Here is a 16347-nt window from a genome sequence, read left to right on the forward strand (position 1 = left end):
TCCATCGACAGGCAAAGGCGATCGGCACATGCCGACTCACGCGCATGCTGCGTCGGCGCATCGGACCGATGCAAGCCTTGCGCGTTCGCTCTTTGCCGCACACAGGGTGCGACCAGGCAGAGCAAGGCCGGTTCGCGCCGGCAGATCATATTTGAACAATCAAGTCATATCTGAATATAGTCACCCTTCCAGATGCCACGGCATCGACACGCGGAGGCCCGCTCCATGGATCGTCGCCGTTTCCTGCTCGCCGGCTCGGCCGCCGCCTCGCTGGGCGCGCTCGGCCTCAGCCGCCTCGGCCATGCCGATGCCGCCCCCTCGCCCGCCGCCGATACGCTCAGGCCACGGCCCACGCCGCAGCAGCTGCACTGGCAGCGCGACGAGCTGGCGATGTTCGTGCACCTCACGGTGAACACCTTCACCGGCAAGGAATGGGGCGAAGGCACCGAGTCGCCGGCGATCTTCAACCCGCGCAAGCTGGACGCGCGGCAATGGGCGCGCACGGCCAGGCAAGCCGGCTTCCGCAGCATGATCCTCACCACCAAGCACCACGACGGCTTCTGCCTGTGGCCCTCCGCGGTCACCGAGCATTCGGTGAAAAACAGTCCATGGAAAAACGGCCATGGCGACGTGGTGCGCGAATTCACCGACGCCTGCCGCGCCGAAGGCCTTGGCGCCGGCTTGTACCTGTCGCCGTGGGATCGCAACGCCAAAAGCTACGGCAGCGGCGAGGCCTACAACGACTACTACATCACCCAGCTCACCGAGCTGCTCACGCACTACGGCAAGATCGTGGAAGTGTGGTTCGACGGCGCCAACGGCGAAGGCCCGAACGGCCGCAGGCAGGCCTATGACTGGCCGCGCATCCACGCCACCGTGCGCAAGCTGCAACCCGACGCAGTCATGTTCTCCGACGCCGGCCCCGACGTGCGCTGGATCGGCGACGAGAAAGGCGTGGCCGGCGAAACCTGCTGGTCCAGCATCGACCCGGCCAGCGTGCCCTACCCCGGCTACGACCGCCCGTGGATAGGCGACCTGCTGGGTCACGGCGATCCGCACGGCAGCGCGTGGCGCCCCGGCGAATCGGACGTATCGATCCGCCCCGGCTGGTTCTGGCATCCCGAGCAGAACGACCAGGTGCGCACGCCGGATGGGCTGATGGATCTGTACTTCAGCTCAGTGGGCCGCAACAGCAAGCTGCTGCTCAATGTGCCGCCGAACCGCGACGGCTTGTTCGACCCGGAAGACATCGCCTCGCTGCAAGGCTTTGCCGCGAAGCGCAAGGCGCTGTTCGCCAGCAACCTGCTGCAAGGCGCCAGTGTGCGCGCCAGCAGCAGCGACGCGCCGCACCTCCCCAGCAAAGTGCTCGATGCCGACCCGGACAGCTACTGGAGCGCCGCACCGGCCACCCGCGACGGCTGGCTGGAATTCGAGCTGCCCCGCGAGATCGAGTTCGACACGCTGGAACTCGGCGAAGCGATCGCCCTGGGCCAGAACATCGCCAACTACCGGGTGGAGCATTGGGACAGCGGCGCATGGCGACCGCTCACCTGGGGCACCACGATTGGCCACAAAAAGCTTATCCGCATGGACCCGGTGCGCACGAGCAAGTTGCGGCTGACGCTGGAGTTCGGCTACGGCGCACCCAAGCTGGCCTGCGTCGCCGCGTACCGCGGCCCGGATCGCCGCTACGGACCGGGCCACAACGAGAAGTGATCCCGCCTCAGGCGCCCTCGGCCGCGTAGATCGCCAACGCCTCGAACAGATAGTCGAAGACCAGCCGCACGCGACGATTCGTGCGCTGGTCTTCGTGCATCACCAGCCAGGTATCCAGATTCGGCCCGAACGCCTCGGGCAGGACCGGCACCAGCTGGCGCTCGCGCCGGGCGAGCGCACGCTGGCATGCACCGATGCCGTAACCGGCGCGCAGCGCGGCCAGCTGCGCCAGCGGACTGTCGGTGCGCAACGTGAAGTGTTCGCGCGCATACACCTCACCGCCCGGCAGGCGGCCGCGCATCGCGCGCAAAGCAGGCGTCTCGCGATCGAAACCGATCAGTGCGTGTTGCGGCAGATCGGCCAGTGTACGCGGCGTGCCGCGCTCCTTCAGGTAACGCCGGTGTGCGTACAGCCCCAGGCCGATGCCACCCACGTGCCGCGCCACCAGTGCAGCCTGACTCGGCCGCAACATGCGCACGGCGATGTCGGCATCCTTGCGCAGCAGATCCTCGGTCGCATCGGACAGCGACAGCTCGATCACGATGCCCGGTTGCTGTTGCCGCAAGCTCGTCAGCATGGCCGGCAGCACTTCGCCGCCGATCACCTCGCTGCAGGTGATGCGCACCACGCCGCGCACCTCCTGCCGGCTGCCCGAGGCCGCGCGCCGCAACGCGGCCGATGCGGCGGCCATGCCGCGCGCGTGTTCGGCCAGCTCGGTGCCCACCTCGGTCAACGCCAATCCCTGCGGCGAGCGGGTGAACAAGGCCACGCCCAGCATCGTTTCCAATTGCCGCACGTGCCGGCCCAGGCTGGGCTGGGTCATGCCTAGCGTGCGCGCCGCCGCGGACAAGCTGCCCTCGCTCGCCACAGCGAGAAAGGAGCGATAGAGGTCCCAGCCCGGCTCATGGTTATCCATACATTTATTTATAGCAGATGTTTGGTATTAGGCAATTTTCAAACATCTACTCACGCATCAAGCTGGCTCCACTCATACGGGAGCCAAACCATGAATACGACACATACAGCCCTGATCCTCGGCGCCACCGGCGGCGTCGGCAGCGAGATCGCCGCAGCCCTGCTGCGCCGAGGCTGGACGGTGCGCGCACTGGTGCGCGATGCCGCGCGCCCCGGCCTGGACCCGCGCATCGACTGGCACGAAGGCGACGCGATGCGTGCCGCCGACGTCATGCAAGCCGCCACGGGCGTGGACGTGCTGGTCCACGCGGTGAACCCGCCGGGCTACCGCGACTGGGACAAGCTGGTGTTGCCGATGCTGGACCACAGCCTCGCCGCGGCCCGCGCCAACGCGGCACGATTGGTGCTGCCGGGCACGGTCTACAACTACGGACCCGATGCCTTTCCTGTGCTTGCGGAAAACGATCCGCAGCGGCCGCTGACCCGCAAGGGCGCTATCCGGGTAGCCATGGAACAACGGCTGGCGGAGGCCACCGATGTGCGCAGCCTGATCCTGCGCTGCGGCGACTTCTTCGGCCCGCGCGCCAGCAGCAACTGGTTCGCGGCGATGGCCAAACCGGGCCGCCGCCTGCGCTCCCTGCTGTATCCGGGTCGGCGCGAGCTGCCCCACGCCTGGGCCTACCTGCCCGATGTGGGCGAGACGGTAGCGCAACTGCTGGGGCGCGAGAGTGAGCTGGAACGTTGCGCCCGTTTCCACTTCGCCGGCCACCTCGTGGACGGCAACACCTTGCTCGCCGCGGCACGTCGCGCCACCGGCAACGCCACGCTGCCGTTGCGCGCCTTCCCCTGGTGGCTGGCCCATCTGGCTGCGCCGTTCGTGGTGGTGCTGCGCGAACTGCGCGAGATGCGTTACCTGTGGCGCGAGCCGCTGCAACTGGACAACCGCCGGCTGGTCGCATGGCTGGGCGCGGAACCGCATACGCCGCTGCAGCAGGCCGTCGAAACCACCTTGCGCGGCTTCGGTTGCCTGGAATGAGCTTCTGCAGGTGCCGCCGGCATTTGCCCGCCGGACGTCACCGCCGAAACCCATGGCGGCGTATCGCGGAACGCACCGCCGCCATGGGCCTGGACACAGCGAAAGTAACGCGACTCAGCTGGCGTTGAAATCGGTGATCTTGAAGGTGATGTGCGCCGTGGAGTTCTCGCGATCGAGCAGCACGGCAATGCCGTACTTGTCCAGGTAGGCGTAGTGCAACCGGCTGGTTGTCACGCCATTCCTGTTAAAGAATTCGCAGTCGAAATTGCGCGCCGAACCGGCAATCTTGGGGCTCAGCTCCGCCGCGTTGAATGCGGCGCCGAACGTGCACCGGGTCTGGCTTTCGGCCGTTACACGCGGCAATCCCTCGTACGTGTCGGTGACCGTGTAGTTCAACTGGCCGAGGCCACTGGAGACGGCATCGAAATGGGAAACGGCGCCGACCTGCACGATCCGCGGCGCGTAGGTCTGGTCCAGCTGTACCTGCTGCGAACGCAGATTGAGGATGTTCCGGTAAGTGAGGTTCATCGTCATGTGCACGGGTATGCCATTGGCCGACATGGTCTCGACGCTGCGCATCATGCCGTTGCCCTGGTTTTCAACCACCCAATGGCCGTCGAATTCGGAGACCTCGCCGCTGCCGATCTTCCTGTTCGTGGTGCGTACCTCCACGACCAGACGGCCGAAGCCGGCCGGAGTGGCATCCATGTTGACGACGGCGCTGCGAACCTCGGCAGGCAACATGTACGGCGTGAACTGCCGGCCCGCGTAGCCGTCGGTGTCCTGCATGATGGACTTGACCGTCGTCTGCCCCTGCGTGGCGGGCGCCCGCGCCGCAGGCGGCACGCAACCACCTAGCAAGCCAGCCGCCGTCACCGCAAACACGCCACCCGCGATCTTTCCCAGACGCATATCCATTCCCCTGTGAGCACGATGCATGAAAGCTGGCGTAGTCGGATAACCGCAGCCATCCCTTGCCGCCGCTGCTGCGCGGATGCTACCAACAAACACCCGTCAATCCAGCGATCGTCAGGCTGAATTTTTCAGAGCGCGCGCAGCAAGAACCACAGCAGAATCGCAGCGCAAAATCCTGCGGCTACATCGTCCACCATCACGCCGAGGCCACCATGCAGGCGGCGGTCGAACACGCGGATCGGCCACGGCTTCCACACGTCGAACAAACGGAACAACGCGAAGCCGGCGAGCACCGCCCACCACGGCGCCAACAGCGCCGGCAGCAAAGCGATCCACTGGCCGACGAATTCATCCCACACCAGCGCGCGGTGATCGTCCACGCCCAATGCGCGACCGGCTCGCTCGCACGCCCACACCCCCAGCGCGAAGCCCAGCACGATCGCCAACAGGTAGAACGGCAGCGGCAACTCGCGTAGCAGCAGCCACGGCAGGATCGCCGCCAGCGAACCGAAAGTGCCCTGCGCCACCGGCGCGAGACCGGAGCCGAGGCCGCAGGCGATCCAGCCCGCAGGCGTGGCGAGCAGCACACGGCGCTGCGCGGCGGTGAGCGTCTTGCGTTCGATCGGCGTGTTCATGCGGCGAAATGATCCCAGCCCCGGCGCGAGGGTTCCAGCCAACCGCCGTCCGCATCGCGTACGCGCACACCTTCGCCCGCCACGATGCGGCCGATACGCGTGGCGCCACAGCCCAACCGCGCCAGGTCGGCTTGTACCTCGGTCGCGCGTGCCGCGGGCACGGTGAAGCACAGCTCGTAATCGTCGCCGCCGGACAAGGCGAGGTCGCGCGCGGCGGCATCGTCGAACAGACCAAGCAGCGCGGACGAACGCGGCAGCAGCGCTGCCTCGATTTCCGCACCTACGCCACTGGCCGCGCAGATATGGCCGAGGTCGGCGAGCAGGCCGTCGGAAACATCGATGCAGGCATTGGCGTGCCCGCGCAGGGCCAGCCCGGCCGCCAGCCGCGGCGTGGGACGATTCAGCCGCGCGACAAGGCTGGCCGCGCGGGCATCGCTCTCGGCGCGCTGCCACAGTGCAAGGCCTGCCGCCGCATCGCCCAGCGTGCCAGTGACCAGTACCGCGTCGCCCACGCGCGCACCGGCGCGCAGCAACGCCTGGCCCGCCGGCACGAAACCGTGCACGGTCACGCTGACCGCAAGCGGGCCGCGTGTGGTGTCGCCACCCACCAGCGCCAGCCGCTGCGATCCGGCCAGCGCAGCGAAGCCATCGGCGAAGCCGTCCACGAAAGCCTCGCGCGCCGCCGGCGCCAGCGTGTCGGGCAGGGTCAACGCCAGCAACGCCCAGGCCGGCGTGGCGCCCATCGCGGCGAGATCGGACAGGTTCACCGCCAGCGCCTTCCAGCCGATGTCGGCCGGCGCCGTACCCACGGGGAAATGCACGCCCTCGACTAAGGTGTCCACCGCCGCCGCCAGTTCCATGCCGGGCGGCACGGCCAGCAGCGCGGCGTCGTCGCCGATGCCCAGGCGCACGTCCTCGCGCCCCTGCGCGGTGCGCTCGCGGATGCGGTCGATCAGGCGGAATTCCATGGCGGTCCAGCGGCGGAAACGGCCACAGAGCAGAGCATCCACGGGCGCGCGGCGCAAGCCCGTGACCTGCGGCGCATGTACGGGAACCATGGGCATGCGAGGCTGGGCCACGTTTCCCTGCCGGAGCTTGCCGCCATGCGCTACGCCCGTTTCCGTCCCGCCGTCCTTTCGGTCACCCTCGCCGCCGCCGCACCGGCGCTGGCCGCAGCATCGCCATCCGCGGGCGGCCACGCGACCGTGCTGGCGCGGATCCAGGCCTTTTTTTCTGCGATGTCGCGCTACGACCAGGCTGGCATGCGTGCGCAGGTGCTGCCCGCGGGCATGGCGACGCTGATGCGCGACGGCAAGCCGGACCAACTCAGCTTGGGCGACTTCATCGGCCACGTGAAGCCGGGCAAGGCGCAGATCGAGGAGCGTATCCACGATCCGCTGGTGCAGGTGGACGACAACATCGCCGTGGTATGGGCGCCCTACGTCTTCCTGCTCGACGGCAAGCCGCACCATTGCGGCACCGATGTGTTCAACCTCGCCCGCGTAGACGGCCGCTGGCTGATCACGGGGGTGGCCGACAACAGCCGGAGCTGCGCGGCGAAATAAGCAACCGCCTCAGCGGGTAAACACGAGGATCGGATCGTCGTGATACAGCGTGTGCTGCCATTCGCGGAAGCCGGCCTTGACCGCAACGCGAACCGAGGCCACGTTGTCCGGATCGATGATGCACGCCATGGTGCGACCGGGAAAATGCGTCTCGCCCCAGGCGAGCACCGCGGCCAGCGCCTCACTGGCGTAGCCCTTGCCGTGCGCGTCCGCAGCCAGTACCCAGCCCGTTTCGAGCATGCCTTCCAGCGACGGCTGGATATCCCGCTTGAAGTCGGCGAAGCCGACGTCGCCGATGCAGCGGCCGCTGGATTTCTCCTCGACGGCCCAGAAGCCGTAGCCGAGCAGCGCCCACATGCCGGGATAACGCAGCAGGCGCATCCACGAGTCCTGCCGCGAGGACGAGGCCGCTCTGCCAAGGTAGCGGGTGACCACCGGATCCGACCAGATTGCCGCGAACGCGTCCAGATCGTCGGCGCGATGCGCGCGCAGGCGCAGCCGTGCGGTCTCCAGCACAGGCACCCGTTCTTCCACCCTGGCGCCGGCGTCCATCAACCGCGCTTCTCGGCACCGCGCAGCTCGCCGGCCAGCTTGTCCAGCACGCCGTTGACGTAGCTGTGGCCGTGGTCGGCGCCGAAGCGCTTGGTGACTTCGATCGCCTCGTTGATGACCACGCGGTACGGCACGTCGGGACGGTGCTTCAGCTCATATGCGGCGAGGCGCAGCGCGGCGCGCTCGATGGGGTCGACCTCGGATACCTCGCGGTCGAGGTAGGGGCGCAGCGAGGCATCCAGTTCGGCGGCGTGTTTTTCCACGCCGTGCAGCAGATCTTCGAAGTAGTCGAGGTCGGCCACTTCCATGTCCTGCTCGTGGCGGAACTGCTCGATCACGGCGTTCATGTGGCTGCCGGAAAGCTGCCACGCGTACAGCGCCTGCAGCGCGCGGCGGCGGGCGCGCGAGCGCGCGGCGAGATCGATGCCTTCGGGGCGCGCGTGCATCACAGCTGGCCGTACAGGTTGACCATTTCCAGCGCCGCCATCGCAGCATCAGCGCCCTTGTTGCCGGCCTTGGTGCCAGAGCGTTCGATGGCCTGCTCGATGGAATCGGTGGTAAGCACGCCGAACGCCACCGGCACGCCGCTGTCCAGCGCAGCCTTGGCCAGGCCCTTGGCGCACTCGCCGGCCACATAGTCGAAGTGCGGCGTGGAACCGCGGATCACCGCGCCCAGCGCGATCACCGCGGCGTACTTGCCCGAAGTAGCCAGCTTGTGTGCTGCGAGGGAGATCTCCCACGCACCCGGCACACGCACCAGGTCGATGCTGTCGTCCTTCACACCGTGGCGCACCAGCGCATCGCGCGCCCCTGCCACCAGCGGCTCCACGACGAAACCGTTGAAACGGCCGGCGACGATGGCAAAGCGGCCCTTGGGCGTGGCGAAATCGCCTTCGATGGTCTTCATGTGGCAAGCATTCCTGGGCGGGCGGGGAGCCCATGCGAGGCAGGCATTTTACGGGTTTGGGGACCGCGGCGCTTGAAATTCCGACCCGACCCCGGCAGCGCTGGCTGGCGATCGCGGTTCCTGCGCCACTGGGAAAAGACAGCCGGAGGCAGCCGGCGAGCCGAGTCTGCAACACAGACCTTGGCTTTGAACGGCACTGCACCCATGAAACACGCTTGGAAAGCGCACTCCAGCGAGGGCCACCGACATGACCAAGCGCATCCTTCACGTTGTCACCAACGTCGCCCACTATGCCGACCCGTCCGAGCCGACCGGCCTGTGGTTGTCGGAACTGACCCATGCGTACCAGGTCTTCGCCGGCAAAGGCTGGGAGCAGCGGATCGTGAGCCCGAAAGGCGGCGTCTCGCCGCTGGAGCCGCGCTCGCTGAAATGGCCGAACATCGATGCCACCGCCAAGGCATGGCTGGCCGACGACACCCGCATGGCCCTCCTTTCGCAAACGGCCCGGCCCGACCAGATCGACCCGGCGGCGTTCGACGCGATCTATTTCACCGGCGGGCACGCGGTCATGTGGGACTTCCCCGATGACGCGGGACTGCAGCGGATCACACGAGACATCTATGAGCGCGGCGGCATCGTTGCATCCGTCTGCCACGGCTATTGCGGTCTGCTGAACACGCAGCTGTCGGACGGCACGCTGCTGGTCGCCGGGCGTCGGATCACCGGCTTTGCGTGGACAGAGGAAGTGCTGGCCGGGGTCGCCAAGAAGGTGCCTTATAACGCCGAGCAGGCCATGAAGCAGCGCGGTGCACACTACGAGAAGGCCTTGCTGCCATTCACGCCGAAGGTCGTCGTCGATGGTCGGCTGGTAACAGGCCAGAATCCGCAATCAGCCAAGGTGACTGCCGAAAACGTCGCAGCGCTGCTCTGAGCGATTCGCGGAGGGCACATGCCCTGCCACGGCAGCCCGACGCCCGCCGTGGCAGCGCCCCTATTTCAAGCGTTACGCCGCGGTGCCGCCCACCGTCATCGTGTCGATCTTCAGCGTGGGCTGGCCCACGCCCACCGGCACGCTCTGGCCATCCTTGCCGCACACGCCCACGCCTTCGTCCAGCTTCATGTCGTTGCCGATCATGGAGACGCGGGTGAGTACGTCGGGGCCGCTGCCGATCAAGGTCGCGCCCTTCACCGGCGCGGTGATCTTACCGTCCTCGATCAGGTAGGCCTCGCTGGCGGAGAACACGAATTTGCCGTTGGTGATATCGACCTGGCCGCCGCCGAAGTTCGGCGCGTAGAGGCCCTTCTTCACCGAGCGGATGATTTCCTCCGGATCGTGGTTGCCGTCGCGCATGTAGGTGTTGGTCATGCGCGGCATCGGCAGCGCGGTGAAGGATTCGCGGCGGCCGTTGCCGGTGGGCGCCATGCCCATCAGGCGCGCGTTCAGCTTGTCCTGCATGTAGCCCTTGAGGATGCCGTCCTCGATCAGCACGGTGCAGTTGGTCGGCGTGCCCTCGTCGTCCACGCTGAGCGAGCCGCGGCGGCCGGGCAGCGTGCCGTCGTCCACCACGGTGACGCCGGGCGCTGCCACGCGCTGGCCGAGGCGGCCGGCGAAAGCGGAACTGCCCTTGCGGTTGAAGTCGCCTTCAAGGCCGTGGCCGATCGCCTCGTGCAGCAGCACGCCGGGCCAGCCTGGGCCGAGTACCACGGTCATCTGGCCGGCAGGGGCGTCGACCGAGTCCAGGTTCACTAGCGCCTGGCGCACCGCCTCGTCGGCGAAGGCCAGCGCACGGCCGTTCTCGATCAGCTCGCGATAGCCGTAGCGACCACCGCCGCCGGCGTAACCCTGCTCGCGGCGGCCGTTGGCCTCGGCGATCACCTGCACGTTGAGGCGCACCAGCGGCCGCACGTCGGCGGCCAGCGTGCCATCGGAGGCGGCGATCAACACGGTGTCGATGGTGGCGGCGATGCTCACGATGACCTGGCTGATGCGCGGGTCGCGCGAGCGTGCATACGCATCCACTTCGCGCAGCAATGCGATCTTGTCAGGGTTGGGCAGGCTCTCCACCGGGTCGATCGCGGGGTACAGTTGCCGCGTGTTGCCCAGCGCCAGCGGCTGGCCGGCGCCGCGGCCGTCCTGCGCGATCGCGCGCGCGGCCTTCGAAGCCTCCAGCAGCTGCGGCAGCACGATCTCGTCGGAATAGGCGAAGCCGGTCTTCTCGCCCGAGATCGCGCGCACGCCCACGCCTTGCTCGATAGAGTGGCTACCATCCTTGACGATGCCCTCCTCCAGCGTCCACGACTCGCTGCGCGAATGCTGGAAATACAGGTCGGCTGCGTCGATGGACGGCCCCATCAGCTGCGAAAACACACGCTCGAGGTCGCCGGTGGCGAGTCCGCCGGGGGTCAGCAGGCGGCTCTGGGCCTGGGTAATCAGGGAATCCATGGGATCAGTCGGTCAGGTGCGATGGGAAAGAAAGAATGGGGGCACGATGCGGCAAATCAAAGCCGCATCAGTGCCCCGTCGATGACGCCGCGGCCGGCAGCTCCTGCAAGCTGTCGCGCAGCGGCATCGTGATGACGGAACTGGAGGACGCCGCAGCGGGCAACAAGGGCGGCTTGGTGATCGTGGCGGGAGCGGCGGGCACTTCGTTCTTCTCCACCAGGGTCATCACCGGTTTGTCCCAGCTGCCGGTGACGTGATAGCGGTAGCGCGCGCTGGCGAGCTTGTTGAGGCCGTGGCCCAGCAGCCCCTGCACGGCAAGACCTGCGGCGGCGCCCACCGGGCCACCCACCACCGCGCCGATCACCGGCAAGCTGTTGCCGATATGCGGGATCGCCTGCACGTACTGGTCGTAGTCCTTGGCGCGCAGGCCGGTGCGGCCGGTGATGCTGATCTGCACGGCCGGGCCCTTGATGACGAGGTTGTCGGTGGTGGCATTGCCGTCGGCAAGCCGGAAGTCGCCCTTGATCGAATCGAAACCCAGGCCCTTACCGAACACGTCGCCGAAATCCAGCGTCAACCGGCGCGGCAATTCGGCCAGCGAGATCAGGCCGAACAAGCGCCCCACGCCTGGCGCCACCTCGGGAATGCGGCCGTCGCTGACATCAATGGCCAAGGTGCCGTCGGCGCTGACGAGGCCGAAGGCGGAGGGCGGGCCGGGCCAGCTGGCGTCCAACCGGTCTTCCGTCTTGCCGCCGTTGACGAGGCCGGTGTAGCCGAATGCGGTGAGCATCTTGCCGAGATCGTCGGCGGCGAAGCTGATACGCATGCGGGTGTGGCTGTTGGTGGGCGTGCCGTTCCAGTCGCCGCTGCCGGTGATCTGCACGCTGGGCGACAGCGCACGCAGCTGGTCTATATGCATGCCTTGCGCGGTGGGCCAGGTCTCCAGCCGCGCCTCGCCCAGCTTGGCGTCACCGAAGCTCAATTCGCCCACCCACAGGTGAAACGGTGGCAGCGCAGCCGGATTGATGCCGGTGTTGGCGGGGTTTTCCTCGGGCTGGCTGGCGGCAGTCTTGCCAGTGGGCGGGGGCGGGTTGCCGGGCCAGTGCAGATGCTGCAGGCGCGCGGTGATGCCGCGCTTGTCCAGCTCTTTTTCCGGTATGCCGAAGCGCCCTGCCATCGCCGGGCCGTTCACATCCACCTGCAGGCTGTCGACCGCCGGCGTGGCTTGCAAGGTCATCGTCCCCAGCGGACGACCGAACCATTCGGCATGGTCGGTGCCCACATCCACGCTTTCCAGCAAGGAACCGCCGCCGGTCGTACTGGCATTGCCGGCTGTGCTGGCGGCGCCGGTGCTGGCGCTGTTGCCCGCGGCCAGCGCGACCGCTTGCTGCACCCAGCCGGTGACATCGAGCTTCGCCGCGTGACCGCGGATGCGCAGCCCCTGCGCGGGCAGTTCCGCCGGTACCTGCGTACCGAATGCCAGCGTGCCAGCCAGCGGCCTGTTGCCGTCGGCAAGGCGCAGATGGCCGCGCGCCTGTTCTCCCAGCGCCAGCTTGAGGTCGGCGCCTTCCAGCGGCAGGGTCAGCACGAGATGCAGGGGCAGGGTCGCGTCGACGGGCTTCTTCAGCGGCACCGGCACATCCAGCGTCATGCCGGCCAGGGTGGAATCCATGGTCAGGGTCTGCACCAGCGCGCCACCATTCGCCGGTTCGGTGAGGCTGAAGCCGATGTCGAAGGGACTGCGTCCGCTGCCCAGCGGATCGAGCCAGTTCAACGAGGGGTAGCCATCGGTGAGGTCGGTGAAGCTGTAATTGCCGCTCAGCCTGGCCGCCAGCACCGTCGCCGGATCGCCGGTGGCGCCGGCGATCGCCAGGTCCAGCGTGGATGGCTGGCCGTGCGCGGTGCCGCTCAGCGGACCGGCGTGGAAGCCATGGCCGTCGAAAGTGGCCGGGCCGCTGAGCTGGTTCAGCTGCAGCTTCCAGTCCGCCTCGCTCACGTCCACCTTGTCCAGTTGGGCATTGCCCGCAAGGGTGAAATTCTGCGGCTGCCCCAGCGGCAGCGAGAGATGGAAGTCGAAGTTGCCATTGCCGCCCAGCTTCAGCTTGGACAGCTGGTCGGCCTGCCGGCTGGCGATCGGGCTCTTCAGCACGAAACCGAGCAGGCTGGCACCGCTGCCGCTGCCGTTGACGTTGAGGTCGAGCGTGCCGTTGCCGAACTCGGGGATCAGCGCCACCACCTTGTCGGCCTTCACGCCCAGCGAGGATCCGCCGTCGGCCTGTACCAGCATGCCGCTGTTGATGAAGCTGGCGATGGCGTGGACACCGGTGGCTTCGGGCCAGTCCGGCGCGTAGCGGAAGTCCAGGTCGCCGATCTCGGCGCGCGCCTCGAAACGCCCCTCGTTATGGTGGAACGGCCAGTCCTTGAGGTCGCCACGCACCAGCACGTCCGCATGATCGATGCGCCCGCTGACCAGCGCCCGATCCAGCCATTGCACGGCAGACGGCGCCATCACGTTGACCGGCCAGAACAGCTTGGCGGCGGTGACCTCGCCGTGGTCCAGGCTGGCATACAGGTCTAGGAACGGCGGACCGCCGGCGTCGTGCAGGTCGATCTCGCCGCGCAGCTGGCCGCCGTAGCCCTGGCCCTCGAAATCCAGCGGGGCTATGCCCATGTGCCAGTCGCCATCGGCATGCCAGAACGCCAACGTGCCGGCCAGCTTCGACATCACGAACGGCTGGCGGAAGGTGTGCGTCATGCGCACCGTGGTGGCTTGCGTAGGCAGTTCCAGCGACACCGCCTCGCCATCGCCGCGCAAGGTGCCGGCGAGGCCGTCCACGCCGGGCAGCGCGCCGGTCGGATCGATGCCCAGGTCGCTGAAGGTGGCAGCGAGCCGCTGCAGGCCGCCGCTCTGGGTCCAGGCCAGCGCCACGTTGTCCAGCTTGCCGTGCGGACGCCCCTCGCCCAGCCAGGTCGCCAGCGCAGGCGGCAGCTTGGGCGCGAGGCCCAGCCAGGGCAGCAGCGGCGCCAGTTGCAGGTCGCGCGCCGCTGCCTGCACGGTCAACTGCGGCGTGCCGGGCTGGTGTAACCAGACCGCGAGCGCGCCATTGTCGTCGCCGGCCCAACGCAGTTCGTAGCCGTCGTCGCTGCGGCTGAGTTCGGCCTCGCCATGCAGGCCGGGCACGTCGACCGCGCCGTTCGCGCCGCTCATGCGCAGGCCATCAAGGTCGAAGCGGGCCAGGCTGCGCACCACCTTGCCCTGCTTCCAGTCCAGCCACGCGGCCACGTTGCCGCGGCCGCCCTGTACGGCATAGCCGCCCAGGTCCACACCGGCCAGCAGGGCCGCCAGATCGATCTGCTGGCCAGACAGCCACAGCCGCCCGCTGCTGCCGTCGTCGCGGAAACGCCCTGCGCCGCGCAGCTTGCCCGGCGCGTCTTCGCGGTGCAGCAGCGCACCCACGCGGATATGGTCGCCCTGCCGGCTCAGCCGCAACTGGTCGGCGATCAGGCTGTAACGCTTGCCGGTGGCCTCGTCGGCGATATTCAGCCGCAGGTTGTCCAGCCACAGCGCCACCGAGAGCTGGCTGAAACCGGGCTGCTGCTCGGAGCCTTCGCCGGTACCGAGACCGTTGATGTGCCAGCGGCCATCCGCGCCCCGGCTCAAATCCAGCTGCAGGCCGCGCGTGCGCAAGTTCACCAGGTGCCGCGAAGGCAGCCAGCCGCCGAAGTCCAGCCGCAATTCGGACTCGGGAATCTCGATCGGCGTGCCCGTCCCGCCCGGCGGCACGCCCACGGTGATGTCGTGCAACACGAACGAGGGGCCGGAGCCGGTCCAATGGCCCTCGAGCGAGGCGAAGTGCACCGGGCGGTGCAACTTCGCGGAAAGTTCGCGCGCCACCCATTCGGGGTGCCGCGCCAGCAGCGGCAGCAGCAGCTGCGCCAGTGCCATCAACACCGCCAGCGCAATCACGCCGATGCCGCCGACCCAGCCCAGCGCCCGCAGGCCGCGATGCAGTCGCCGCTGCCACGCCGCGTTCATCGGGGGGAAGCCGTTGCCGGCTTACAGCAGAACCACATCAAACTGTTCCTGCGAATAATGTTCCTCAGCCTGAAAGCGTATGCTCTTGGAGATGAACTCCTCCAGTTCGGCCACCGCGACGGACTCCTCTTCGAGGATCCGGCCGACCACGGCGGGGCTGGCCATCACCAGCAGCTTCTCGGCGTTGAACTGGCGCACGGCGCGGGTGATTTCGCGGAAGATCTCGTAGGTCACCGTCTCGGCGGTCTTCAGCGTGCCGCGCCCGCTGCAGGCCGGACAGGGTTCGCACAGCTGGCGCTCCAGGCTTTCGGTGGTGCGCTTGCGGGTCATCTCGACCAGGCCCAGCGAGGACATCGGGTAGACCGTGGTCTTGGCGTGGTCGCGTGCCAGCCCCTTGGCCAGCATGCGCAGCACCTGGCGCTTGTGCTCCTCGTCCACCATGTCGATGAAGTCGATGATGATGATGCCGCCGAGGTTGCGCAGCCTGAGCTGCCGCGCCGCCGCCTGCGCCGCCTCCAGGTTGGTGCGGTAGACGGTCTCCTCCAGGTTGCGCGTGCCGAGGTAGGCGCCGGTGTTGACGTCGATGGTGGTCATCGCCTCGGTCTGGTCGACCACCAGGTAGCCGCCCGATTTCAGCGGCACCTCCTTCTTCAGCGCGTGCTGGATCTCGTCTTCCACGCTGTACAGGTCGAAGATCGGCCGCTCGCCGTCGTAGTGCTCTACCCGGTCGTCCAGGCTGGGCATGAACTTGTGTACGAACTTCACCACTTTTTCGAAGGTCTCGCGCGAGTCCACTCGCACCTTCTCAATGTCGTCGGTGAGCATGTCGCGCAGGCTGCGCAGCGGCAGCGAGAGCTCCTCGTACACGCGTTCGCCCACCCTGGATTTCGCGATGTTCTCCTGCACGACGCGCCACACCTTGCCCAGGTAGGTCACGTCGAAGGCCAGTGATTCCGCGCTCTGTCCTTCCGCATTGGTACGCACGATGTAGCCCAGCGGGTTCTCGCCCACCAGGCTGCCCATCACCTCGCGCAGGCGCGCGCGCTCGGCCTCGTCCTCGATGCGCGCGGAGATGCCCATGGTGTGTGCGTGCGGCAGCAGCACCAGATAGCGCGAAGGGATCGACAAGTGCGCCGACAGCCGCGCTCCCTTGCTGCCGATCGGATCCTTCACGACTTGCACCACGACTTCCTGGCCTTCGTGCACCAGTTCGCTGATCGGCGGCGTATGGCCGTTGCCATGGCCGTTGGCCGCTTCGGCGCCCTCGGCAGCAGGCGGGCGCACGATGTCCGAAGCGTGCAGGAAGGCCGCGCGGCCCAGCCCGATCTCCACGAACGCGGCCTGCATTCCCGGCATCACCCGCTGCACCCGGCCCTTGTAGATGTTGCCCACGTAACCGCGCTTGGATGCGCGCTCGACATGCACCTCCTGCAACATACCGTTCTCGACCACGCCCACCCGCGTCTCGCGCGGGGTCACGTTGATCAGAATTTCTTCGCTCACTGCGCAACTCCCCGAATAGACAGCCTTTATAGCGTTTGCCTGCGTCGACTGTCGATGCGCGGTGCACGGCGCAGAAAATCGCCGGAAGCGATTTTGACATCGCGCAGCGATGGCCCGGAGGGCG

At 67.7% G+C, this 16347-nt stretch carries 14 protein-coding genes; 4 read left to right on the forward strand and 10 right to left on the reverse strand.

Annotated features, from left to right (window positions below; translation table 11 throughout):
* The first annotated feature begins 225 nt into the window (after positions 1 to 225).
* Complete coding sequence (locus ISP14_RS02450; protein ID WP_404536001.1) at positions 226 to 1716, forward strand: alpha-L-fucosidase; 1491 nt, start codon at positions 226 to 228, stop codon at positions 1714 to 1716.
* A gap of 7 nt (positions 1717 to 1723) precedes the next feature.
* Here ISP14_RS02450 and ISP14_RS02455 read toward each other — a convergent pair whose 3' ends face one another.
* Positions 1724 to 2632 (reverse strand): LysR family transcriptional regulator, encoded by a 909-nt coding sequence (locus tag ISP14_RS02455; RefSeq protein ID WP_404536004.1) that lies wholly within the window; start codon positions 2630 to 2632, stop codon positions 1724 to 1726.
* Between the two features lie 90 nt (positions 2633 to 2722).
* Here ISP14_RS02455 and ISP14_RS02460 point away from each other — a divergent pair, with 90 nt between their 5' ends.
* A complete protein-coding gene (locus ISP14_RS02460) occupies positions 2723 to 3667 on the forward strand; it encodes an NAD-dependent epimerase/dehydratase family protein (RefSeq protein ID WP_404536006.1) in 945 nt (314 codons plus the stop codon).
* A gap of 114 nt (positions 3668 to 3781) precedes the next feature.
* Here the strand turns inward: ISP14_RS02460 and ISP14_RS02465 are convergent, their stop codons facing one another.
* The 3 genes from ISP14_RS02465 to thiL form a co-directional block, all read right to left on the reverse strand.
* Entirely contained in the window at positions 3782 to 4552 is a 771-nt protein-coding gene (locus ISP14_RS02465) for a hypothetical protein (protein WP_404536009.1), read from the reverse strand.
* Positions 4553 to 4710: 158 nt separating this feature from the next.
* Positions 4711 to 5217 carry a phosphatidylglycerophosphatase A family protein gene (locus ISP14_RS02470; protein WP_404536010.1) on the reverse strand — a complete coding sequence of 169 codons (507 nt, stop codon included), beginning with the start codon at positions 5215 to 5217 and terminating at the stop codon, positions 4711 to 4713.
* Positions 5214 to 6185: a thiamine-phosphate kinase gene (gene thiL, locus ISP14_RS02475; protein WP_404536099.1), complete on the reverse strand. Its 972-nt coding sequence runs from the start codon at positions 6183 to 6185 to the stop codon at positions 5214 to 5216. The genes ISP14_RS02470 and thiL overlap by 4 nt, the downstream gene beginning before the upstream one ends.
* 135 nt (positions 6186 to 6320) lie before the next feature.
* Here thiL and ISP14_RS02480 point away from each other — a divergent pair, with 135 nt between their 5' ends.
* Positions 6321 to 6782: a nuclear transport factor 2 family protein gene (locus tag ISP14_RS02480; protein ID WP_404536012.1), complete on the forward strand. Its 462-nt coding sequence runs from the start codon at positions 6321 to 6323 to the stop codon at positions 6780 to 6782.
* A 9-nt stretch (positions 6783 to 6791) separates the two neighbouring features.
* Here the strand turns inward: ISP14_RS02480 and ISP14_RS02485 are convergent, their stop codons facing one another.
* From ISP14_RS02485 to ribH, 3 genes are read right to left on the reverse strand one after another with little or no spacing between them, the layout of a single operon-like run.
* Positions 6792 to 7334 (reverse strand): GNAT family N-acetyltransferase, encoded by a 543-nt coding sequence (locus ISP14_RS02485; RefSeq protein WP_404536014.1) that lies wholly within the window; start codon positions 7332 to 7334, stop codon positions 6792 to 6794.
* The gene (nusB, locus tag ISP14_RS02490) at positions 7334 to 7780 is read right to left on the reverse strand and encodes a transcription antitermination factor NusB (protein WP_404536016.1); all 447 of its coding nucleotides are present in this window, start codon (positions 7778 to 7780) and stop codon (positions 7334 to 7336) included. The genes ISP14_RS02485 and nusB overlap by 1 nt, the downstream gene beginning before the upstream one ends.
* On the reverse strand, positions 7780 to 8241 hold the full coding sequence (gene ribH / locus ISP14_RS02495) for a 6,7-dimethyl-8-ribityllumazine synthase (RefSeq protein ID WP_404536019.1): 462 nt from the start codon (positions 8239 to 8241) through the stop codon (positions 7780 to 7782). Before ribH ends, nusB begins: the two co-directional genes overlap by 1 nt.
* Positions 8242 to 8488: 247 nt before the next feature.
* On the opposite strand from ribH, the gene ISP14_RS02500 reads away from it, so the two are divergent.
* Positions 8489 to 9172 carry a type 1 glutamine amidotransferase domain-containing protein gene (locus tag ISP14_RS02500; protein WP_404536022.1) on the forward strand — a complete coding sequence of 228 codons (684 nt, stop codon included), beginning with the start codon at positions 8489 to 8491 and terminating at the stop codon, positions 9170 to 9172.
* A 72-nt stretch (positions 9173 to 9244) separates the two neighbouring features.
* On the opposite strand, the gene tldD is transcribed toward ISP14_RS02500, so the two are convergent.
* From tldD to rng, 3 genes are all read right to left on the reverse strand, one after another.
* A complete protein-coding gene (gene tldD / locus ISP14_RS02505; protein WP_404536025.1) occupies positions 9245 to 10684 on the reverse strand; it encodes a metalloprotease TldD in 1440 nt (479 codons plus the stop codon).
* A gap of 67 nt (positions 10685 to 10751) precedes the next feature.
* The gene (locus ISP14_RS02510; RefSeq protein ID WP_404536029.1) at positions 10752 to 14720 is read right to left on the reverse strand and encodes a YhdP family protein; all 3969 of its coding nucleotides are present in this window, start codon (positions 14718 to 14720) and stop codon (positions 10752 to 10754) included.
* Between the two features lie 21 nt (positions 14721 to 14741).
* Positions 14742 to 16223, reverse strand: a complete 1482-nt coding sequence (gene rng / locus ISP14_RS02515; RefSeq protein WP_404536034.1) for a ribonuclease G — start codon at positions 16221 to 16223, stop codon at positions 14742 to 14744.
* Positions 16224 to 16347: the final 124 nt, after the last annotated feature.

Source organism: Dyella agri (assembly GCF_044904705.1).
Taxonomy (GTDB): domain Bacteria; phylum Pseudomonadota; class Gammaproteobacteria; order Xanthomonadales; family Rhodanobacteraceae; genus Rhodanobacter_A; species Rhodanobacter_A agri.